Source organism: Streptomyces sp. NPDC056452, from assembly GCF_042796085.1.
GTDB lineage: Bacteria > Actinomycetota > Actinomycetes > Streptomycetales > Streptomycetaceae > Streptomyces.
The window spans coordinates 99738-120661 of sequence record NZ_JBHTRI010000028.1 but is presented as its reverse complement, the minus strand read 5'-3'; the positions used below and the strand labels follow the sequence as shown (position 1 = coordinate 120661).

At 68.9% G+C, this 20924-nt stretch carries 16 protein-coding genes and 1 pseudogene; 9 read left to right on the top strand and 8 right to left on the bottom strand.

Annotated elements, in window-relative coordinates; all coding sequences use genetic code 11:
• Positions 1-59: 59 nt before the first annotated feature.
• Together ACFQ6X_RS25780 and ACFQ6X_RS25775 are read right to left on the bottom strand one after the other, a co-directional pair.
• Positions 60-1151, bottom strand: coding sequence for a methyltransferase (locus ACFQ6X_RS25780; RefSeq protein ID WP_383184747.1), 1092 nt, complete (start codon positions 1149-1151; stop codon positions 60-62).
• A gap of 34 nt (positions 1152-1185) precedes the next feature.
• The gene (locus ACFQ6X_RS25775; RefSeq protein ID WP_383184746.1) at positions 1186-2295 is read right to left on the bottom strand and encodes a nitrous oxide reductase family maturation protein NosD; all 1110 of its coding nucleotides are present in this window, start codon (positions 2293-2295) and stop codon (positions 1186-1188) included.
• A 190-nt stretch (positions 2296-2485) separates the two neighbouring features.
• Between ACFQ6X_RS25775 and ACFQ6X_RS25770 the strand changes: the two genes are divergently transcribed.
• The 3 genes from ACFQ6X_RS25770 (at position 2486) to ACFQ6X_RS25760 (ending at position 3753) form a co-directional block, all read left to right on the top strand.
• Positions 2486-2728, top strand: a complete 243-nt coding sequence (locus ACFQ6X_RS25770) for a DUF397 domain-containing protein (protein ID WP_329214420.1) — start codon at positions 2486-2488, stop codon at positions 2726-2728.
• Between the two features lie 75 nt (positions 2729-2803).
• Entirely contained in the window at positions 2804-3205 is a 402-nt protein-coding gene (locus ACFQ6X_RS25765) for an ACT domain-containing protein (RefSeq protein WP_383184744.1), read from the top strand.
• Between the two features lie 47 nt (positions 3206-3252).
• Positions 3253-3753, top strand: a complete 501-nt coding sequence (locus tag ACFQ6X_RS25760) for a hypothetical protein (protein ID WP_329214424.1) — start codon at positions 3253-3255, stop codon at positions 3751-3753.
• Here ACFQ6X_RS25760 and ACFQ6X_RS25755 read toward each other — a convergent pair.
• A complete protein-coding gene (locus ACFQ6X_RS25755) occupies positions 3692-5956 on the bottom strand; it encodes a germacradienol/geosmin synthase (protein WP_383184742.1) in 2265 nt (754 codons plus the stop codon). The genes ACFQ6X_RS25760 and ACFQ6X_RS25755 overlap by 62 nt on opposite strands.
• A gap of 239 nt (positions 5957-6195) precedes the next feature.
• Here ACFQ6X_RS25755 and ACFQ6X_RS25750 point away from each other — a divergent pair, with 239 nt between their 5' ends.
• Positions 6196-7527 carry an N-acetylmuramoyl-L-alanine amidase gene (locus tag ACFQ6X_RS25750; protein WP_383184741.1) on the top strand — a complete coding sequence of 444 codons (1332 nt, stop codon included), beginning with the start codon at positions 6196-6198 and terminating at the stop codon, positions 7525-7527.
• A gap of 93 nt (positions 7528-7620) precedes the next feature.
• Here the strand turns inward: ACFQ6X_RS25750 and ACFQ6X_RS25745 are convergent, their stop codons facing one another.
• The gene (locus ACFQ6X_RS25745) at positions 7621-8757 is read right to left on the bottom strand and encodes an aminoglycoside phosphotransferase family protein (RefSeq protein ID WP_383184739.1); all 1137 of its coding nucleotides are present in this window, start codon (positions 8755-8757) and stop codon (positions 7621-7623) included.
• A gap of 241 nt (positions 8758-8998) precedes the next feature.
• On the opposite strand from ACFQ6X_RS25745, the gene ACFQ6X_RS25740 reads away from it, so the two are divergent.
• Positions 8999-10495, top strand: a complete 1497-nt coding sequence (locus ACFQ6X_RS25740) for a hypothetical protein (RefSeq protein WP_383184738.1) — start codon at positions 8999-9001, stop codon at positions 10493-10495.
• Between the two features lie 96 nt (positions 10496-10591).
• On the opposite strand, the gene ACFQ6X_RS25735 is transcribed toward ACFQ6X_RS25740, so the two are convergent.
• A complete protein-coding gene (locus ACFQ6X_RS25735) occupies positions 10592-12025 on the bottom strand; it encodes a PP2C family protein-serine/threonine phosphatase (RefSeq protein WP_383184736.1) in 1434 nt (477 codons plus the stop codon).
• 513 nt (positions 12026-12538) lie between these two features.
• Here ACFQ6X_RS25735 and rpmG point away from each other — a divergent pair.
• Positions 12539-12703, top strand: coding sequence for a 50S ribosomal protein L33 (gene rpmG / locus ACFQ6X_RS25730; RefSeq protein WP_383184734.1), 165 nt, complete (start codon positions 12539-12541; stop codon positions 12701-12703).
• A 53-nt stretch (positions 12704-12756) separates the two neighbouring features.
• A complete protein-coding gene (locus tag ACFQ6X_RS25725) occupies positions 12757-13017 on the top strand; it encodes a type B 50S ribosomal protein L31 (RefSeq protein WP_383184733.1) in 261 nt (86 codons plus the stop codon).
• A gap of 231 nt (positions 13018-13248) precedes the next feature.
• Here the strand turns inward: ACFQ6X_RS25725 and ACFQ6X_RS25720 are convergent, their stop codons facing one another.
• Positions 13249-13749, bottom strand: a complete 501-nt coding sequence (locus tag ACFQ6X_RS25720; RefSeq protein ID WP_383184731.1) for a tetratricopeptide repeat protein — start codon at positions 13747-13749, stop codon at positions 13249-13251.
• A 61-nt stretch (positions 13750-13810) separates the two neighbouring features.
• On the opposite strand from ACFQ6X_RS25720, the gene ACFQ6X_RS25715 reads away from it, so the two are divergent.
• Positions 13811-14653 carry a VanZ family protein gene (locus ACFQ6X_RS25715; RefSeq protein WP_383184729.1) on the top strand — a complete coding sequence of 281 codons (843 nt, stop codon included), beginning with the start codon at positions 13811-13813 and terminating at the stop codon, positions 14651-14653.
• Here the strand turns inward: ACFQ6X_RS25715 and ACFQ6X_RS25710 are convergent.
• Positions 14650-16401 (bottom strand): glycoside hydrolase family 6 protein, encoded by a 1752-nt coding sequence (locus tag ACFQ6X_RS25710; RefSeq protein WP_383184728.1) that lies wholly within the window; start codon positions 16399-16401, stop codon positions 14650-14652. The genes ACFQ6X_RS25715 and ACFQ6X_RS25710 overlap by 4 nt on opposite strands.
• Before the next feature lie 15 nt (positions 16402-16416).
• Positions 16417-17662: pseudogene (locus ACFQ6X_RS25705) on the bottom strand (cellulose binding domain-containing protein).
• Positions 17663-18041: 379 nt separating this feature from the next.
• Between ACFQ6X_RS25705 and ACFQ6X_RS25700 the strand changes: the two are divergent.
• A complete protein-coding gene (locus tag ACFQ6X_RS25700; RefSeq protein WP_383184726.1) occupies positions 18042-20882 on the top strand; it encodes a glycoside hydrolase family 48 protein in 2841 nt (946 codons plus the stop codon).
• Positions 20883-20924: the final 42 nt, after the last annotated feature.

Below are 20924 nucleotides of genomic sequence, written 5' to 3'. Positions count from 1 at the left end.
GTCCGGCACCTAGGTGCCGGACCCGGGGCGGTCTCTGTGTACCGCGGACGTCGTGGACGTCAGCCCGGTACGACGCACTCGAAAGCGTGGAGGTACGCGTTGACCGGGCGGACCTCGCCGACCCGGAGGCCCGCCTCGGACATCCGGCCGAGCAGGCTCTCCCTGGTGTGCTTCGCGCCGCCGACGTTGAGCAGGAGCAGCAGGTCCATGGCCGTGGTGAACCGCATCGAAGGCGTGTCGTCGACAAGGTTCTCGATGATCACCACACGGGCGCCCGGACGGGCGGTGGCTACCACGTTGCGCAGGGTCCTGCGGGTGCTCTCGTCGTCCCACTCGAGGATGTTCTTGATGATGTAGAGATCCGCCTCGACCGGGATGTCCTCACGGCAGTCCCCGGGCACGATCGAGACGCGCGACGCCAGTGAGCCGCCGTCCCGGAGCCGGGGGTCCGCCTTCGCGACGACACCGGGCAGGTCCAGGAGCGTTCCGTGGACCGTGGGGTGCTTCTCCAGCAGGCTCGCGAGCACATGCCCCTGGCCGCCGCCGATGTCGACGACCGAGGACACCCCGGTGAGGTCGAGGAGCTCGGCGACATCCCGCGCCGACTGCATGCTGGACGTGGTCATGGCCCGGTTGAACACATGGGCCGACTCGCCGGCGTCCTGGTGGAGGTAGTCGAAGAAGCCCTTGCCGAACGTCTCGGGGAAGACGCTCGTCCCGGAGCGCACGGCGTCGTCGAGCCGCGGCCAGACCTCCCACGTCCAGGGCTCCGTGCACCACAGGGAGATGTACCGCAGGCTGTTCGGATCGTCCTCGCGCAGCAGCCGGGACATCTCCGTGTGGACGAACGTGCCGTCCCCGTTCTCGCTGAAGATGCCGTAGCAGCACAGCGCGCGCAGCAGCCGCTGCAGCGGTACGGGCTCGGTGTGGACGACCTGGGCGAGCTCCGCGGCCGAGGCGGGCGTGTCTCCCAGCGCGTCGGCAACGCCCAGCCGGGCCGCCGCCCGTACAGCCGCGGCGCAGGCCGCTCCGAACGCCAGCTCCCGCAGCCGCATGGCCGGCGGCGGGGCCGGAGCGGCGGTGGGGGCGAGGGGCGCGGCGATGGTGGATGCCACAGGGGTGGTGTCGGGGGTGGGACTCACGGTGGTCATGCCGTCTCCTTTCTCCGGGTGCGGCGGTCGGCCGTCACCGGGCACACATCCCGCCCGGTGCGGACGTCCCGCACTCGTTGCTGGTGAAGGTGTTGCCCGTTCCCGAGGTGTCCCGGTTGGCCAGGTCGGCGGGCTTGTTGCCCTGCACGTGGTTCTCGGTGATCGTGTTGTTCGTGTTGAGGGCACCCACGAAGCTCTTGAACAGCAGGATCCCGCCGGAGAGCGGGGTGGCGCCGACGTTGTTCCGGATGACGTTGGAACGTACGACCGTGGCCTCGCTGCCGGTCAGGACGATGCCGGACCCCTGGATGGCCGACAGCCTGGGGGTCGCCGCGCAGAACTTGTTGTTGCCGATGATCCGGTTGCCGCTGATGGTCATCGCGCCGGCCGCGGGCTTGGACTCGTCGCCCACGACGAAGACACCGCTGCAGTTCTGGCTGATGCGGTTGTCGTCGATCAGGAGGTTCCTGACCCGCCGGGCGGTCACGCCGATGCGGTTCCCGGTGAGGGTGTTCTCCCGGACCTCCGTCCCCCCGGTGTCGGTGGCCCCGCCCTCCTCGCTGACGGAGTTCGCGATGAAGATCCCCGCGTCACCGTTGCCGGTGGCCGTGTTGCGCCGGAAGTCCGCACGCGTCGACCGCTCCTGGGCGATGCCCCAGGTGCCGTTGTTCTTGGCGGTCACCCGGCGGACGGAGAGTCCGTCGGTCCAGGAGGCCCAGATACCGCTCTTCTTGAAGCCGGACAGGGTCAGCGCCCGGATGTGGACATCGTCGACGGTGCGGGTCTTCGTGCCCACGACACAGATGCCGTTGCCGTCCGCCGCGCACGTGTTGGCGACCTTGGTCGTCTTGGTCTTCTTGGTCTTCTTGGCCGGTGTGGCTGCCGGCATGATGACCGTCCGGCCGTCGGTGCCGCGCAGCGTCAGTCCCGGCTTCGTGATCAGGACGCTCTCGCGATAGGTACCGGGCAGGATGACGACGGTGTCGCCGGGTGCCGCGGCGTTCACCGCCTTCTGGATCGAGTGGCCGGGGTGGACCACCAGGTCCCTCGGTGCGGCCGCCGCGGACGGGACCACTGCCGCGCCCAACGCTGTAGCCGTGGTGACAGTGATGCCCACCAGGCATTTGATGTGGTTTCTCCTCATGAGCTGAAGCTATGGGCGATGACCCGCCGCTGCCACGCAAGGTGAGCGTATGGATACATGGCGTGCCTGAATGGCTTACTCGTCGCGCCGCCCGCCGGGCCCGCCGCGTGACGCCGGGATCCGCCGCGCCCTGTCCCGGACCGTCGGCGGTGGCTAGGCTTTGGCCGGACGACGAGCGGGAGGAGAAGCCGTGACGGAGAGCACCACCGGCCGCCAGCAGTTCGCCGGCTGGGACAAGCCGGAGCTCGACCTCAGTAACGCGGACTGGCGGTCGGGCAGCCAGGGCACGGGCGATGTCCAGATCGCCTTCGTGGAGGGATTCATAGCGATGCGCAACGCCGGCAAACCCGGCAGCCCCTCGCTGATCTTCACCCCGGCCGAGTGGCGGGCCTTCGTCATCAACGCGCGGGACGGCGAGTTCGACCTCGTGTGAGCCGGGCCCCGGCGGGCGCGCGCGGGTGCCGTCACCACGAGCGGCACCGCACACGGGAGCCGTACCGTTGCTCCCATGACCGGCGAGCGCGATCTGCGAAAACTGCTGCACGGCATGCGACCGGAGCTGAATCCGGGCCGCTACGTCTTCACGACGGTGCCGGACGGTGAGGTGCCCGGCGGTGTGACCCCGGTGGTCGCCGTCACCGAGCGCGAAGGGCTGACCCTCGTCGTCCCCGAGGCGCAGGCGCTCGAGTCCGGGCTGGTCCATGACTTCGTCGCCGGCTGGATCACACTCCGGGTGCACTCCTCCCTGGACGCGGTCGGCCTGACCGCCGCGGTCTCGCTGGCCCTCACCGACGCGGGGGTGAGCTGCAATGTGGTCGCCGGATTCCACCACGACCACCTCTTCGTTCCGTACGCGCGTGCGACCGAAGCCGTCGAGCTGCTGGAAGCGCTGGCCGCGGAGTCCGGCTAGGGAGTGCCCGGCTCCGCAACGTGAGCCGGGACACGTAACATGGCTGCATGTCCTTCCTCCGCCGCCGTAGCGCCGCCACACCCGCGGGCCCGGACTTCGACGTCCTGGCCATGGACCCGGGGGACTGGCCGGGCAACCTCGGCGCCGGTCTGCTCCCCGCTCCCGACGGGAGCTGTCAGGGCGTCTTCCTGCGCTACGACCTGTTCGGCGGCCGCGGCCCGGCGATGATCATCGGCAATCTGCCGGAGGGTTCGCCCGCCCGCGAGACCGAGGAGGGCCAGGTCCCCTTCGAGGTCGCCCAGCTCCTCCTCGCGCTCGAGAACGACGAGCCGGTCGAGGTGACCGGCACCGAGGACGTCCCCGTCATGCAGGGGGACGGCCTCCTGATCGTGCGCAGGGTCAAGCTCTCGGAGAGCCGTATCTCCTGCGTTCAGTTCGACCGGAGCGACGGCGTGCTGGTCACCATCGCCAGCTGGGACCGGCCGATCACGGACGACCTGTACGCGCTGCTGAAGCCCTTGCCCGCGGAGCTCTTCCAGCAGGGCTGAAACGTCCCTGCGAGGTCAGCAGCTGCGTCACCCGTGCCGCCGACGTCCCGAACCCCGTGGGACCACTGAGATGCCACGGGGCACCGGTGCCCCGCCGCAGATCCTGCTCCCGGTAGCGCCGGCAGTCGCGGTGCCAGATCAGGATCCCCGCCATCCAGTGCTGCAGCTCCACGACATAGCCCGCGAGAACCTCCCGCGCCTCCGCGTCCAGAGCGAAGTCGTCGTACAGCACCGGGAGTTCGCGCTCGGCGATGTGCTGGAACTGGCGCATCCGCGAATTCATCAGGTCGTCCACGATCGACACTGCCGTCGGATAGTCCACCCCGAAGAAGTTCTGCACGACCAGGACGCCGTTGTGCACCTCGCCCTCGTACTCGATCTCCTTCTGGTACGAGAAGAGGTCGTTGACGAGGGAGGCGTAGTCCGACGCCGCGTTCTCCAGGGAGCGCAGGGGACCACTGCGGTAGACCGCGGCGGGCACCTTCCTGCCGTGACCCAGCCGGCACAGGCCCATCGTCAGATCCGAGCCGAACGTCGCCCTGCGCATCTCGACGTAGTCCACCGGGTCCGGGATCCGGTTCTGCGCCTGGTTCGCCAGCTCCCACAGCCAGCTCGCGGTCATCGACTCGACCGCCTCACGGAACGTGCGGCGCCCGCTCACGTCCATCGGCTCCACGGTCCGCCGCCAGACGTCGGCCAGCCCCCGCTCGAGCGCGTTGACCGGCTCCGGCACCGAACCGCCGTCCAAGGGCATGAAGAGGGACAGGCGCTCGTTGGCCAGGCGGGCCCCGGCAAGGTCACGCGTCCGGCCGTGCACCACGGGGAACCAGTCGTCGCCGTACGTACCCCAGGTCAGCCATTGCGATGACAGATCGAGCTCGTCCGGCGTGGCGTCCGGGTGCAGGCCCGCGGCGCAGAGCGGCAGATCGGTCGCGACAAGCCGTTCCTCGTCCCAGATGTGCGAACCCGGCACACCCGGCTGAGCTTCCAGCAGCCCCATCCGGCGCGACCAGTCCACGATCCGTACCCGGGCGCCGTCCAGGTGCGGACTCGGTGTCGTGGTGAACGGCATGTCGAAGTCGGGCAGCAGGGACGGGCCGACGTGCCGGTACGGCACATGGGTGTGGCTGCGCAGCCGGGCCGATTCCGAACGGGGCGTGAAGCGGATGGAGGCGGCCGCCATTCCGAAACCGGGCACAGCGCCGTCCGTACCGCCGTCGTTCATGTAGCGGCTGGAGCGCATGTGCCACTCGTGGCCGCCCGACTGCCAGTCCTGGAGCCCCTTGACGTACGCGAGTACGGCGACCGTCTCCTCGGGGGTGAGCCCCTTCTCCGCACAGAGCGGCCCGAGTTCGGTGAGGGCCGTGTTCTCGAACTGCTGGAGCCGCGAAGTCAGCAGATCGTTGACCGCCTCGGCCGCCTCCTGGGTGGAGCAGCCCAGGAACTTCTCCAGGACCAGCACTCCGTTGCTGTTCTCGCCCTCGTCCTCGACCTCACGCTGGTAGGAGAACAGGTCGTTGCGCAGGTGGACTCCGTCGGAGAACGCGTCCCGCAGCACCCGCAGTGCCCGCGAATCGGCCAGCGATGCCGGAACCTCGGCGTTCGCCGCGTACTCCACCAGCCCCGCCGACCAGGGGGCGCCGCCCACCTTGCGCCGCATCTCGATGTACTCGACCGGGTTCGCGATCCGGCCCTCATTGATGTTGGCGAGCTCCCACAAGGACTCGTTGAGCAGATTCTCCGTGGCCTCGGCGAACCTGGCCCGCCAGGCGTCGGACATGGCCGGCACGGTCCTGGCCCAGAGGTCGGCGAGACCCGCCTCGACCGGGTTGGTGGGCTCGGGCGTCGCTGCTCCCCGCTCCATCGGCATGAAGGCGGGCAGCCGGTCCAGATACCGCTTCCCACCCTCGCGGTCCGGAGTGCGCTTGAACAGTTCCAGGAAGTGGTCGTCGAAGAAGAAGACCCACACATACCAGTCGGTGACCAGGGACAGGGCCTCGGACGAACAGTCGGGGTGGGTGTACGCGCACAGCAGCGCGTAGTCATGGGACTCGAGGTCCTTCTCCTCCCAGATGCCGGACCCCTCGAGCATCCCCATCCCGCGCGCCCACTCCCGGGTATGGCTTCTGGCAGCCTCCACATGAGGGTTGAGACGTGCCGGATACGGCACATAGAAGTCCGGCAGGGAGAAGGGCTGTGCCATGTGTGCGTCGGCCTTTCGAGAACTCCGCCCGGTCCGCTCGGACCGGTCCTGTCGGCGGCAGCACTACCCCTCGGCCATCCGGGGCACGCGCGGCCCGAAATAGTCACACAAGCTCAGACCCCGTGCCCCACTGTGCTCTTGACTCACCAACACCTCACGTCACAGAGTGTCCGCCGACGGCGGAACGCAGAGATCATCCCAGGAACGGCTCCGGTAAGCCCGGCCCAGGAAGGGTTGTCATGACGTCCAAACAGAGGACCAGGCTCGCACTCGCACTCACCACCGCGGGAGCGCTGAGCGTCGCACTTCTTGCCCCCGCGACGCAGGCCGGCGCGGACGCGGTACGGCCGGAATGCCCGCGCAGCCTCCACTGCGACTGGGTACCGGCGGCCTACCAGCAGACCGGCGATCCGGCCGACAAGGAGACGTACGGCAATTACGACACCTCCGACCGGCCGCACAGCAACGCGATCAAGTTCATCGTGCTGCACGACACCGAGGTCGACTACGACACCACCCTGAAGATCTTCCAGAACCCGCTCAACCAGACCTCCGCCCATTACGTGGTGCGCTCGGCCGACGGCCACGTCACCCAGATGGTGAAGAACAAGGACGTCGCCTGGCAGGCGGGCAACTGGTACCTCAACACCCACTCCATCGGCATCGAGCAGGAGGGGGTCGCTGCCGAGGGCGCCAAGTGGTACACCCCGGAGATGTACCGGTCGACGGCCAGGCTCGTGCGTCACCTGGCAGCGAAGTACGACATTCCGCTCGACCGGCAGCACATCATCGGCCACGACGGTGTGCCGCCCACCAGTGCGGCCGGTACCAGGAACATGCACTGGGACCCGGGCCCGTACTGGGACTGGAACCGCTTCATGGCGCTGCTCGGCAGACCCGTCGTGCCCAGCGCCCCCAAGGACAGCGAACTGGTCACGGTCAGCCCCGACTTCGCCAGGAACGAGCAGGCGTTTCGCGACTGCGAGAAGGGCGTCGACCTGCCGCTCCAGGGGAGCAGCGCGGTCCCGCTGCACACCGGGCCCTCCGACGACGCGCCGCTCTTCTCCGACCCGGGGCTGCACCCGGACGGTTCGGCGGGCACCAACTGCGCAGCCGACTGGGGCAGCAAGATCAGCGCCACCCAGCAGGCCGTCGTCGCGGAACGGGCCCCGGGCTGGACGGCGATCTGGTGGTACGGACAGAAGGCGTGGTTCCGCACCCCGGGCGGTACCCGGGTCACCGTTCCCACGTCCGGCCATGTCGTCAAGCCGAAGGCAGGCAGGACCGAGGTTCCGGTGTACGGGGTGGCCTACCCGGAGAAGGGGGAGTACCCCTCGGACTTCGTCAAGCCGACGGTGGGCACACCGCTCGTGTACACGATCAAGGCGGGGCAGGCATTCCCCGGCGGAGGTGCGGCGCCCACCGGCTACTACTACGCGCCGACGATCGACGCGTCGAAGCCGTACGACCACACCTACTTCTCCGGCGCGCAGAAGTACCTGACGGTGCAGATCGGGCACCGGATCGCGTTCGTGAAGGCGTCCGACGTGGATGTGGAACGGGTGCGCTGAGCACAACCCGCTCAGCATGCTGCGGGACCGGCGTGTCGGCACCGGTCCCGCAGCCCTCGTCCCCCGTCGGTCAGGCCCTTCGCCCCGGCGCGGTCAGCGGGTGCCCACCGCGGCGCGCACGGCGCGCCGCGCCATCGCGCAGTCGTCGTGCAACCTGCGCAGCAGCAGCCGCTGTTCCTCGCTCGACGAGAGCGCGCCCTGCCGGGCCTGCCCGCCACCCGACGGCGCCCCCTCGCGCATGGCGCGCTGGACAGCCGTCTCGTACGTCCGGATCTCCCGGGTCAGTACGAGCATGAGGTTCACCAGGAACGCGTCGCGTGCCGCGGCACCCGACGCCTGCGCCAGCTGGCTGATCTGACGGCGGGCCGCCGGCGCGTCACCGAGTACGGCCCAGAGCGTCGCCAGGTCGTAGCCCGGGAGGTACCAGCCCGCGTGCTCCCAGTCGACCAGCACCGGACCGGTGGGCGGCAGCAGGATGTTGGAGAGCAGCGCGTCACCGTGACAGAACTGGCCCATGCCTCCCCGGCCGCTCGCGTGGGCCAGACCGTGCAGCAGCTTCTGCAGGTCGCCCAGATCACGGTCGGTGAAGAGCCCCAACTCGTGATACCTGGCGATGCGGGAGGCGTAGTCCAGCGGCGCGTCGAACAGGCCTGCCGGAGGCCGCCAGGCATTGATCCTGCTGACCGCTCCGAGGGCCGCCCGCACATCCGCCCGGGGCGGTGCCTCCGCGGGGTGCCTCGTCAGCGCCGCGACCCGGCCGGGCATCCGCTCGATCACCAGCGTGCAGTTCTCGGGGTCGGCTGCGATGAGCCGGGGGACCCGAACCGGTGGGCGGTGCCTGACGAAGGCGCGGTATGCAGCTATTTCGTGCCGGAACCGCTCGGTCCACACGGGGGAGTGGTCCAGTAAACACTTGGCCACCGCGGTGGCACGACCGGTGGTACCGACGATGAGTACCGAGCGCCCGCTGCGACGCAGCACCTGCACCGGATTGAACTCCGGACAGATGCGGTGCACCGAGGCGATGGCCATCCTCAGCTGCGCACCCTGAGGGCCGGACAAGTCGAGTCTCCCGCTGAGCGGTTGGGCGCCGGTGCCCGCCGTCCGCCGGGTCCGACCCATGCCGGACGCCGGCGATGCTGCGTTGGGGTCGAGATACGGCCCGCCACCCGCCCCCATGGGGCGGAAGGCGCGGGGTGGGGCGGACACGGAGGACGATGCTGTGTACATGGGCGAGACAGATCCCTTCGTGCGCCGACAAGTTACGTGCGCCGCCCCGGCCGGCGGCCGTTCGGCACCCTGGGGAGTACCTAGGGCTGCCGGGCGGGGTGGCGCACTCCTACCTGACACCGAGTAATGGGTAGTGGACCATCTGGCGGACCCTGGCGGACCCTGGCGAACCCTGGCGAATAGTCACTCAGCATCTGACAGCGGGTTAGTGTCAAGTCAGCCGAGAACCTGGGGGCTTGACGTGACCGGAGAACCCAACACCCGCCTTTCTGATCTGTTCGGCCTGGCCGGATGGTCCAAGGGGGAGCTAGCGAGAATGGTGAACCGGCAGGCGGCGGCCATGGGCCACCTCCAGCTGGCCACCGATACCTCGCGGGTCAGGCGCTGGATCGACATGGGGGAGTCCCCCCGCGATCCCGTGCCCGAAGTGCTGGCAGCTCTGTTCACCGAGCGGCTCGGCCGTGTCGTGACCATCGAGGACCTCGGGTTCGGCCGGCGCGGGCGTGTGGGGAAACGGCAAGACACCGGGACGGAGAAGAATCCCGACGGATTGCCGTGGGCGCCCGAACGGACGGCAGCGGTCCTCACCGAATTCACGGGAATGGACCTCATGCTCAACCGACGCGGCTTGGTGAGCGCGGGCGCCGCGCTCGCCGCTGGCTCAGCCATCACCGGCGCCATGCACGACTGGCTGCATTCCGACCCCGCCCCGGCGGCCAAGGCATCCGGCCTCAACGACCCCATGTACGCCGACGCGGCCGGCTTCGACCGGTACGAGGCCGCCCCCATCGGATCCGAGGAGATCGAGGCCCTCGAGCGCTCGGTCGAGGTGTTCCGAGCCTGGGACGCCTCACGCGGCGGAGGACTTCAGCGCAAGGCCGTCGTGGGCCAGCTCAACGAGGTGGGCGGCATGCTCGCCTACCACCACCCCGACCATCTGCAGCGCCGCCTTTGGGGCGTCGCCGCCAACCTCGCGGTCCTCGCGGGCTGGATGTCCCACGACGTCGGCCTCGAACCCACCGCCCAGAAGTACTTCGTCATCGCCGCTCATGCGGCGCGTGAGGGCGGTGACCGGCCGAGGGCCGGCGAGGCGCTCTCCCGTGCGGCACGCCAGATGGTTCATCTGGGCCGCCCGGACGATGCCCTGGACCTGATGAAGCTCGCCAAGTCAGGTTCGGGGGAGGAGACCCTGCCCCGAACGCAGGCGATGCTGCACACCATCGAGGCCTGGGCACAGGCGTCCATGGGGCGCGGGCAGGCCATGCGGCGCACCCTGGGCGAGGCCGAGGAGCTCTTCGTCTCGGACAAGGGTGACGTGCCGCCCCCGAGCTGGATGCAGATGTTCGACGAGGCGGACATGCACGGCATGCAGGCCCTGGCGTTCCGTACGCTCGCGGAGCACGATCCGGCTGCGGCAGGCACGGCCCAGCGCCACGCCAAGCAGGCGCTCGAGCTCCGTATCAACGGTCGTCAGCGGTCCAAGATCTTCGACTACATCTCGCTGGCGTCGGCCTGCTTCATCGCCGACGACCCCGAGCAGGCCGACCGGTACGCACGGCTCGCCCTGGTGTCGATGGGGGAGACCTCTTCGCACCGCACCTGGGACCGCCTGCGCGAGATGTACCGGCTCACAGGTCAGTTCGCGGGGTACGCCAAGATCGAGGACCTTCGCGAGGAGATCGAACTCGCCCTGCCGCAGAGCACGTTCACCAAGAGGCCGAGAGGCTCACAGATCTGATCCGGGGCGCCGTCGACCGGCGCAGTGCCGTCGTCCGGCCCCTGTCGGAGCAGTCGAATCAGCACATCCACAGGCGGTATGCCGTCCTGCGATTCCTCATGCCCCGACGCGGGCCACCAGCACACATGCGTCGTCGAGCCGTTCGGTTCCGCCGAACTCCTCGACGACAGTCCTTACGCAGTCCTGCGCCGTGCGGGCCTGTGCGAACCGAGGGGCCAGGCCCAGCAGTGCGTCCGGGCCGGCACTCCGGTCCCTCTGCCGTGTCAGCCCGTCGGTGTGCAGCATCAGCACATCGCCGGGAAGCAGGGTCACCTGGTCCTGCTCGTAGGAGACGGCGGATGCCGCGCCGAGCAGCACGCCGTCCGGCGCCGGCAGAGGACGACCCACCCCGTTGCGGAAGAGGAGCGGCGCGGGGTGACCTGCCTGCGCCCAGGCGAGCGTGCCTGTCGCCGGGTCGAACCGGCAGCACACGGCGCTGCCCAGAACGGGCTGGACCGAGGATTCGATCAGCTGGTTCAGATGGCCCATCACGGCTCCCGGCTCGATGCCGGCCATCGCCATTCCGCGCAGCGCGCCCAGCAGCATCGCCATGGCCGAGGTGGCCGGGATTCCGTGGCCCGTCAGGTCACCGACGGTGAGCAGCGTCCTGCCGTCGGGCAGCTGCAGCGCGTCGTACCAGTCGCCGCCGATCAGGTTGCTCGACTCCGACGGAAGATAGTGGGCGGCGGTGTCCAGGGCGCCGGGGCCCCGGCCGGGGGAGGAGAGCGATCCGCGCCAGGGCGGCAGCACGGCCTCCTGCAGTTCCACGGCCATCCGGTGCTCGGTCCGCGCGATCTGCTGGCCGCGCCGCAGCGAGTCCCGCGTCCGGCTCATGAGGTGCTGACTGTGCCGGAGCCTGCTGACATCGCGCAGGACCGCCCACATCGAGGCGGTGCAGCCGTCGGCGTCGAGAACGGGCTCGCCCATCATGTGAACCGTGCGCATCCGGCCGTCGGGGAGCAGAATCCGGAATTCGCCGTCTATCGGCCTGCCGTCGACCAGGCAGTCGGTGACCATGGACATCAGCAGGGGCTGGTCCTCGGCGAGAAGCAGCGACGGCAGTTCGTCCAGGGACAGCGGCCCGGACTCAGGAGACCTGTCGAAGATCTGGTACAGCTCGTCCGACCAGCTGACCTCGTCGGTGAGCAGATCCCATTCGGCGCTGCCCACCCTGCTGATGAGCGAGCCGGTCCGCGGTACGTCCGTCGTGTTCCCGGCGGTCGCCCCGGCGGGTTCGTCGTCCGCCTGTGCAGGAATGCCGTCCTTGAGCTGTCCCAGGTGCTCGCCGAGATCGTCGAGCTGGTGGACGGCCAGATCGCAGAGCGCGCGCTGCCAGCGCACCTGGGGGTCGTCCTCCTCGATGACCGAGGTGTCCCGCCGCACGGCGTCCACGTCTCCGCGCAGCCGACGGGTCCGGCTGATCAACGCCTCGACGGCATCTCGCTCGGGCGGCTGGGGGGCGGGGCGGTCCGCGAATGTATGGGACGGCATCTCGTACTCCGATACAGGCATGGCACGGCCGGTTCATGGGGGTGGACCGAACACGACTGTTGCACAGGCTGGGGGAGCCCGTAAGGGATTTGGCAACACTCGATACGTTGTTGCTTCCGGCATATGCCGTCGGCCGGGTGGAGCGGTGGCTCGCCGAACACCCTTGCCTTTACGCGGGTGTTGACGCAAGTCGTCGGGCGTGAGCGGCTTCGCGTACGCCCGCGTGCGGGGCTGTTGCGCGGCACGCCACTGCGGGGATCAGGGCATATGCGTGCTCCGGGAGCCGGTGGATCAGTGGTGCCGTTCCGGTCCGGGGCCCTGTCCGGGGTCCGGGCCGAGGGGGCGCCCGCGGTGGTGTCCGAGGCGGTGGACGGGCGTGTGCCGGACAAATGTTCCGCCGACCGGATCGACCCCCGGGAATGCCGGTGGGCCCGCTCGCGTTACCCCACCAGAACGAAAACGATACCCATTCCCATCACGGGGAGGGGTCGGTGTTCCCGTCTGGAGGTGCCCATGGCACGCAGTGAGGTCAGGCCCGTCGTCACGCTCCGGTCAACGGCCGGAACCGGGCACAGCTACGTGACGCGCAAGAACCGCCGCAACAGCCCCCACCGGCTCGAGCTGCGCAAGTACGACCCGGCCGCAGGAGCGCACGTCCTCTTCCGTGAGGTCCGCTGACCGCTCCCGCCGCCCGGCAGGACCCTGTCACCCCTTGTGAGGAAGGAACGCCCATGAAGTCCAGCATCCATCCCGTATCCCGTCCCGTGGTCTTCCGTGACATCGCCACCGGAACGGCCTTCCTGACGCGCTCGACCGCGGATGCCGAGCAGCGCGTGCGGTGGGAGGACGGCAACACGTATCCGGTCATCGACGTGGAGACCTCGTCGGCCAGCCATCCCTTCTACACCGGTACTCGCCAGGTGCTGGACACGGCCGGTCGCATCGAACAGTTCCGGCGTCGCTACGGCACGGCCGGCGTCGCCAGGGGCTGACATCGTCCCTGGTGGGCATGGTGTGGATCACATGCGCGGCTGCCGATTCCCGGGAACGGCCCTCGGTGGTTTATCGTTCATATAGTGGGACCGAGCGGGCCGCGCCCGCACGCGGCGACCGAGCTTCGCACCCCGCACACAAGCCGCCCCGGCTGGATTCCCCCGATCCGGCCGGGGCTCCTTTTTTGCACCCGGCGCCGCGGGGGATCGGCCGGCAGCGCGCGGGACGGTTCACATCGTCTCGTTGAGATCCGTCGCGTAGTGCTCGATGGCGGTCCGGTACCTCTGCACGCCGGGGCTCCCACTCGTCTCCGCGACGAGGCGCAGCAGGATCTGCATGGCTTCGTGATGCTCGCCGGTGTTGAACAGCGCCATGGAGAGGAACGTCCGCAGCGCGCCGTCGTCCGGGAACTCCGCCACACCGCGGCGCAGCGTCTCGACGGCCTGCCCGAACCTGCCCAGCACCCGGTAGGTGCTCCCGAGCCCGAGCAGTGCGCCCCGGCGGTCCTCCTCGCGCAGGGCGTCACCCTGGAGGCAACGCTCGTAGTACGGAACGGCCTCGGCCTCCAGGCCGAGCACATCGTGGACCCAGGCAGTGTGGTAGGCCACATCCACGGCATCGGGATAGTCGGCGGTGAGGGAGAGCAGACGTTCCCTGGCCTGCTCGGGGTGGCCCTGTTCACGCAGCCGCACGGCCTGCGCCAGCAGCTCGTTCTTGTCCGGTGCGCTCATGCTTCCATCGTCGCACCCGACTCCGGGTGTGGCCGCCAGGGTTGGGGGCATCCGTTCCGCCATGACTGTAGAGGCGGATCGTAGTGCACAACACAGAAGCTGGGGCCGTCTTGCGCTGCGCGTGCTGGTGCTCGTCGCGGCATTTCTGAGCCTTGTGGCGTTCTCGGTCGTCCTGGCGAAGGTGACGCTGACACCGTCACCGGCTTCCGAGGGCATCGTGACATCGAACCTGCAGCCGGGGCGGTCGCTTCGGCAGTACGCGCAGGACTACACCTTCCTCGCCGCCTGCAAACAGGCGGGAGGCAACCTGCTGCTCGGCGCGCCCTTCGGTGTCCTGCTGCCGATCCTGGTGCCACGACGGCTGCGGATGATCCGGATGGTCCTGCTGACCGTCCTGGTCATGGTGGTCGTCGAACTCACGCAGGGGGCGCTCGTCGCCGGGCGCGCCTTCGACATCGACGACGTGATCCTCAATACGAGCGGCGCTCTGCTCGGTTACGCACTGGTGGGGCGGCGGATCAGCCACCGCTACCACGCCCTTTCCGACGCGCCGCCCGCACGGGACACGGCGCGGACGAAGGCCACGAAGAAGGCCGCCGACCGGACCGGCGCCAAGAGCAGGGCGAGCGTCAAGAGCAAGGCCGGCATCAAGAGCAAGGCCGGTGCCGGCAGCAAGGCCGGTGCCGGCAGCAAGGCCGGTACCAGGACCAAGGCCGGTGTCGGTGCCGGTTCGAAGCCGCGTGCCAGGAACGGGTCCGGGGCCAAGGCGGGGTCCGCCAAGGCCTCTTCCGGCCGGAGCGCGTCCGCGGCGACTGCCCGCGGACGCGCCCTCATCGGCCGGATGTGGAGTCGTCGGCCGGGCCCGGGCGGGGGAGCGTCCGGAGCCGGCCGACGTGGAACCTAGAGCGCCGGGTGGGCGTTCTTCATGAGCTCCTGGAACTGCGCGGAGAACCACTTGCCGGAGAGGGGCGCGTCGGGCAGTGCCCCTGACGGGTTGTTGCCGTTGCGGACGTTACCCTCGTAGGTCGGGTCGCACATCCGGTCGAAGCCCTTGCCCTCCTCGTTCGGGATCTCCTTGCTGGCCCCGTCCGACTCCCCCGGCGGCTTCATCCAGACGTACGCGTCGATCCCGGCCGCGGGGGCGGCCTTCGGCCGTTCGCCGAGACCGGCTCCGGCCTGGTTGCACCAGTTGCCCAGGTGGATGCGCCGGTCGTACCGGCCGCCGTCCACATAGGTGTCGACGCTGGTCGTGGCACCCGGACCGGTCGGCCGGTTCGCGCCGCCCCAGCCGTTGCGCGAGGTGTCGATCAGCATGCCGATGTCGGAGTTGAAGCCGACCGAGACCAGCTTCTGGCGGAAGGCCTGAGCGTAGGACTGCTCGTCCGTGTAGCGGTTCCAGTCGACCCACTTCGACTGACGCACGGACGTGCCGTTGACGGAGTCGTCGATGGAGAAGTGGTCCTCCGTCGTCGCGCCGTAGTTGGCCGTGTTGGTGATGAAGCCGTGTACGTCGTTGACGGTCGCGCCCTCGGTCGTCGCCGCGACCTTGAAGATGTCGGCGGTCGCGCCGAAGTTGTCGTCCCAGCCGATCCAGCCGTGGTGCCCCGCGTCGATGTAGTTGTAGACGTTGGGCGCGTCGCCGAGCTTGTTCAGCGCGTAGCCGACGCCCTTCTGGTAGTTGCCGTTGGCCTTCATCACGTCGCAGGCAGGGGTCGCGGTGGGTCGGCCGCCGGCATTGGTGACGAGGTTCGGCAGCGAGTCGATCTCGACGGTGGTGACGATCCGCAGACCCGCGTATTTCGCGTCGCCGAGGATGGCCGCGATCGGGTCGATGTACTCGGTCTTGTACCGGTCGATCTCGGTGGGGCCGAGCTCACCGTTGGAGGCGAGCGCCGAGCAGTCACGCCCGGGCAGGTTGTAGATGACGAGCTGGACTACGAGTTCGCCGGAGCCCTTCTGCGTCAGGGCCGCGTCCAGATGGTCGCGCAGGCCCATTCCGTCGTTGGCGCCCTCGATCGCGGCGATCCGGTCGAGCCAGACACCCGTCGGCTGGTTGGACACCCGGGTGCCACCCGGCTCCGCGGCGGCCTTGGCCGACCACTCCGGGTTCACATAGACCTTGGCGCCCTCGTACGGGTTGTTGACACGGCTGCCCGCCGGAGGATCGGTGGGCGGGTCCGTCGGGTCCGGCGGGTCGGTCGGGCCCGTGGCACCGTTGCAGGCGACGCCGTTCAGCTTGAAGGTCGCGGGAACGGCACTGTTTCCGTTGCCCGTGGCGTTGAACCCGAAGGACGCGGAGGCTCCGGAGGCGAGCGTGCCGTTGTAGGAGAGGTTCTTGGCGGTGACGGCAGTACCGCTCTGCGTCACGGTGGCGTTCCAGCCCTGGCTGACCTTCTCGCCGCCGGCGAAGGACCATTCGAGCTGCCAGGTAGAGATGGCGTCACCCGTGTTCGTCACGCTCACGGCGGCCGTGAGTCCGCCGTTCCACTGGTTCTGGATCTTGTAGTCGACGGTGCATCCCGCCGCAGCGGCGGCCGAGGCCCCGAAGGGTGCTGCCGCGGCTGCGGAGCCGGCGGCTGCGGCGACGAGTGCTCCCGCCGCTATCAGTGCTGTTCGTGATCGGCGCAGGGTGGTGCGGCTCGTGCGGCTCATACGAATTCCGTTTCCTCAACTGTCGAGGGCGCGCAGATGGTCGCGCAGCCCGATTCCGTACGGGGTGGGGGTACCGTCGTAGTCGCTGATCAAGGACGGGCCCGTGGAGCAGTCCCAGGTGATCCAGGCCCATCCGAGGAAGGAGAGTCCTCGGTCGTCGAACCACTGCGTGACCCGGTCGGCAAAGCTGTGGGAGCAGGTGTTCTCGCCGATCTCGCTTGCGGCGAGGGGGACTTCGGCGGCGACCGGTGCGAGCGTGGAGTTCCAGCAGTCCTATCTCGCACAGAAGTTGACGTTGTAGACATGTCAGGCCGCGGCGAGATGGCCCGCCGGGTCCTGGGGTCGTGTGGGAGCCATTGGCCCAGTTCGTTGGAGCAGGCGGGTCCGCCGGCCAGGGTCACGTTCCGGGCGTTGAAGACCGAGGCGACCGAGTTTCCCGTGTACTGCCCCCAGGTCCAGCGCAGTTCGACCAGGGGTGTCATGCCGTGCTCCCTGACGGATCGACCAGGTCCTTCACGGCGCTGATGGAGTTCTCGCCCGCATCGCGCGGGTCCATGGTGTCCAGGCCCAGCCGGCACTCCTCGTTCAAAGGGATTCGGACGGTGTTGGCGTTCCAGTCGGCGATCGCCTGTATGGAGGCGTCGTCGACCGGGCCGTCGAAGATGCCACGGCCCTGCACGCACATGAATTCGCCGCCGGAGCGGTTGACGCCGGGGATGCGGCGGGTCGCGCCGATCTCGTCGACGAGCTTGTTGCCGGAGACCTTCAGCAGGGGCTGTTCCCCGGCAGGGGCAGGCGGTTCGGCCGGATCAGTGGGATCGGTCGGATCCGGGTCGGGATCCGTATGGCAGAGCGTGCCGTTGAGCCTGAACGCACCGGGCGTGAACCCGGACCCCGCACCGGTTGCCAGGAAGCCGGCGGTGACGCTCGCGCCGTTCGCGGGCGTTCCGTTCCAGCTCTCGCCCGCCGCGGTGACGGTACTGCCCGACTGCGACCACCGGGCATTCCAGCCCCGAGTCACGGTCGGGTTCCCGGGCAGGTCGAAGCCGAGACTCCGACCACTGCTTGCTGCACCCAGGTCGGTGAGCGTGACGGAGCCCTGGAAGCCGCCGTCCCACTGACTCACAGTGCTGTGTTCCACCGTGCGCGTGGGGGCGGATCCGGAGGCCGTCACCATGGGTGCGGCAACCATGCCGGCCGTGGCGAGCACTGCTCCGAGGAGCAGCCTGAACAGGTGCGATAAGTGCGGGGGGTGTCGCATGAGCGACTCCTTGCAGATCGGGCGCGCCCCCTACGGCACGTCGACTGATGGAACCGCTCCCACTGGTGTGGCTTGACGTTAGAGCGTCAAGTGGTGTCGGTCAACACACCTGTTCCCATCTCTTGCTATCGAAATAATTCGACTCTTCAAGTCTCTTGACTCTCTTTTTCCTCGTCTCCATGCTGGGAGCGCTCCCACTGGTTCAAGGCTTGTGTTCAACCCCGCTTGCCCCCCATGTCGCCGAGCCGCGAGGAGGAACCCGCGCATGCCATCGGGAAGCGCACGAAGAACATGGTTACCAAGAAGATCCGCCAGAACCGGAGTCGGATCCAGACGGTTGTGGACGGCATTCGTCGTCGCACTCGCTCTCCCACTGGGCATGACCGCCGCTGCCAACACCCCGGCCCAGGCCGCGGCCGTCGAGTGCAGCGTCGACTACAAGGCCAATGACTGGGGATCCGGCTTCAGCGCCGAGCTCACCGTCACCAACCGGGGCTCCGCCGCGATCAACGGCTGGACCCTGAGTTACGCCTACACGGGCAACCAGCAGCTCACCAACGGCTGGAACGGCACCTGGTCCCAGTCCGGAAAGACCGTCACGGTCAAGAACGCCGCCTGGAACGGCGGCATCGCCGCCGGGGCCGCGGTCACCACGGGCGGACAGTTCAGCTACAGCGGCACCAACACCGCCCCGACCGCCTTCTCCGTCAACGGCACGGTCTGCGCGGGCGCCCACCAGGCGCCGATCACCGTTCTCACCTCTCCGGCGGCGGGCGCCGTCTTCACCGCCGGCGATTCCGTACCCCTGGCCGCCACGGCGGCCGCGGCGGACGGGGCGGGGATCAGCAAGGTCGAGTTCTACGACAACACGACGCTGCTCGGCACCGACACCACGTCGCCGTACACCTACAGCGCCGCGGGACTGTCCGCCGGGAGCCATTCGGTCTTCGCGAGGGCGTACGACAGCCTCGGAGCCTCGGCGGAGTCGACGCCTGCGGGCATCACCGTCGTCTCGGGCCCGGCAGTTGTCGCCACGCCCGCCCAACTGGGCGTCCAGCAGGGCAAGTCGGGGACGTTCAACGTGGCGCTCTCCACCGCGCCGACGGCTGCGGTCACCGTCACGGTGGCCAGGACCGCAGGCAACTCCGGTCTCGCCGTCACCGCCGGAGCGAGCCTCAGCTTCACTCCGTCGAACTGGTCAACGGCCCAGAAGGTGACCGTTTCCGCCGACGCCTCCGGTACGGGAGCCGCAACCTTCACCGTGACAGCCCCCGGCCACAGCAAGGCCGAGGTCATCGTCACCCAGCTGGCCGCGGCGAAGGAGTACGACGCGCGCTTCCTCGAGCTGTACGGGAAGATCACCGACCCGGCGAACGGCTACTTCTCGCCGGAAGGCATTCCGTACCACTCCGTCGAGACGCTGATCGTCGAGGCTCCCGACCAGGGGCACGAGACGACGTCGGAGGCCTACAGCTATCTGATCTGGCTGCAGGCGATGTACGGGAAGCTCACCGGGGACTGGACGAAGTTCAACGGTGCGTGGGCCACCATGGAGAAGTACATGATCCCCACGCACGCCGACCAGCCCACGAACTCCTTCTACAACGCCTCGAAGCCCGCCACCTACGCGCCCGAGCACGACACCCCGAACGAGTACCCGGCGGTCCTCGACGGATCTGCGGCCTCCGGATCGGACCCGATCGCGGCGGAGCTGAAGAGCGCGTACGGCACCGACGACATCTACGGCATGCACTGGATCCAGGACGTCGACAACGTCTACGGATACGGCAACACGCCCGGGGGGAAGTGCTCTGCCGGTCCCACCGAGACCGGACCGTCGTACATCAACACCTTCCAGCGCGGACCGCAGGAGTCGGTCTGGGAGACCGTCACCCACCCGACCTGTGACAACTTCACCTACGGCGGCGACAACGGCTATCTGGACCTCTTCACCGGAGACGCCTCCTACGCCAAGCAGTGGAAGTTCACCAACGCCCCGGACGCGGACGCCCGTGCCGTGCAGGCCGCCTACTGGGCCGATGTCTGGGCCAAGGAGCAGGGCAAGGCGAGCGAGGTCGCGGCGACCGTCGGCAAGGCGGCGAAGATGGGTGACTATCTGCGCTACTCGATGTTCGACAAGTACTTCAAGAAGATCGGCAACTGCGTCGGTCCGACCGCCTGCCCGGCCGGAAGCGGCAAGGACAGCGCGCACTACCTGATGTCCTGGTACTACGCCTGGGGCGGTGCCACCGACACCTCGGCGGGCTGGTCCTGGCGCATCGGATCCAGCCACGCCCACGGCGGATACCAGAACCCGATGGCGGCCTACGCCCTGAGTGCGTCGGCCGACCTCAAGCCCAAGTCGGCGACAGGGCAGCAGGACTGGGCCAAGAGCCTGGACCGGCAGCTGGACTTCTACCAGTGGCTCCAGTCGGACGAGGGTGCCATCGCGGGCGGCGCGACCAACAGCTGGAAGGGCAGCTACGCCCAGCCGCCGGCCGGTACGCCGACCTTCTACGGCATGTACTACGACGAGAAGCCCGTCTACCACGACCCGCCGTCCAACCAGTGGTTCGGCTTCCAGGCGTGGTCGATGGAACGCGTCGCCGAGTACTACCACGAGTCGGGCGACGCCCAGGCCAAGGCCGTGCTCGACAAGTGGGTCGACTGGGCCCTGTCCGAGACGACCATCAACCCGGACGGTACCTACCTCATGCCGTCCACCCTCAAGTGGTCGGGTGCTCCCGACACCTGGAACGCGTCAAGTCCGGGTGCCAACGGCAGCCTTCACGTCACCGTCGCCGACTACACCAACGACGTCGGGGTGGCAGGTGCCTACGCCAGGACCCTGACCTACTACGCCGCCAAGTCCGGTGACACCGAGGCGAAGGCAACGGCCGAGGCGCTGCTCGACGGCATGTGGGGCCACTACCAGGACGACGCCGGTGTGGCGGTGCCGGAGACCCGGGCCGACTACAACCGGTTCGACGACCCGGTGTACGTCCCCAGCGGCTGGACGGGCGCCATGCCCAACGGCGACACCGTCAACAACGACTCGACCTTCCTGTCCATCCGTTCCTTCTACGAGGACGACCCGAACTGGCCCAAGGTGCAGGCATATCTGGACGGCGGAGCCGCGCCGGTCTTCACCTACCACCGGTTCTGGGCACAGGCCGACATCGCACTGGCTCTGGGGGCGTATGCCGACCTGCTGGAGTGAGTGACCCGGCACCATGAGGTCCCGGCCGTCGGCCGTCCAGCC

What these genes read in the sequence shown, in the direction of transcription:
- ACFQ6X_RS25765 (WP_383184744.1), top strand. Translation starts at nt 2,804, where the DNA reads ATGACCGGCGAGCGCGATCTGCGAAAACTGCTGCACGGCATGCGACCG.
- ACFQ6X_RS25710 (WP_383184728.1), bottom strand. Translation starts at nt 16,401, where the DNA reads ATGAGCCGCACGAGCCGCACCACCCTGCGCCGATCACGAACAGCACTG.
- rpmG (WP_383184734.1), top strand. Translation starts at nt 12,539, where the DNA reads ATGGCACGCAGTGAGGTCAGGCCCGTCGTCACGCTCCGGTCAACGGCC.
- ACFQ6X_RS25720 (WP_383184731.1), bottom strand. Translation starts at nt 13,749, where the DNA reads ATGAGCGCACCGGACAAGAACGAGCTGCTGGCGCAGGCCGTGCGGCTG.
- ACFQ6X_RS25745 (WP_383184739.1), bottom strand. Translation starts at nt 8,757, where the DNA reads ATGTACACAGCATCGTCCTCCGTGTCCGCCCCACCCCGCGCCTTCCGC.
- ACFQ6X_RS25700 (WP_383184726.1), top strand. Translation starts at nt 18,042, where the DNA reads ATGACCGCCGCTGCCAACACCCCGGCCCAGGCCGCGGCCGTCGAGTGC.
- ACFQ6X_RS25725 (WP_383184733.1), top strand. Translation starts at nt 12,757, where the DNA reads ATGAAGTCCAGCATCCATCCCGTATCCCGTCCCGTGGTCTTCCGTGAC.
- ACFQ6X_RS25760 (WP_329214424.1), top strand. Translation starts at nt 3,253, where the DNA reads ATGTCCTTCCTCCGCCGCCGTAGCGCCGCCACACCCGCGGGCCCGGAC.
- ACFQ6X_RS25750 (WP_383184741.1), top strand. Translation starts at nt 6,196, where the DNA reads ATGACGTCCAAACAGAGGACCAGGCTCGCACTCGCACTCACCACCGCG.
- ACFQ6X_RS25735 (WP_383184736.1), bottom strand. Translation starts at nt 12,025, where the DNA reads ATGCCGTCCCATACATTCGCGGACCGCCCCGCCCCCCAGCCGCCCGAG.
- ACFQ6X_RS25715 (WP_383184729.1), top strand. Translation starts at nt 13,811, where the DNA reads ATGACTGTAGAGGCGGATCGTAGTGCACAACACAGAAGCTGGGGCCGT.
- ACFQ6X_RS25755 (WP_383184742.1), bottom strand. Translation starts at nt 5,956, where the DNA reads ATGGCACAGCCCTTCTCCCTGCCGGACTTCTATGTGCCGTATCCGGCA.
- ACFQ6X_RS25780 (WP_383184747.1), bottom strand. Translation starts at nt 1,151, where the DNA reads ATGACCACCGTGAGTCCCACCCCCGACACCACCCCTGTGGCATCCACC.
- ACFQ6X_RS25775 (WP_383184746.1), bottom strand. Translation starts at nt 2,295, where the DNA reads ATGAGGAGAAACCACATCAAATGCCTGGTGGGCATCACTGTCACCACG.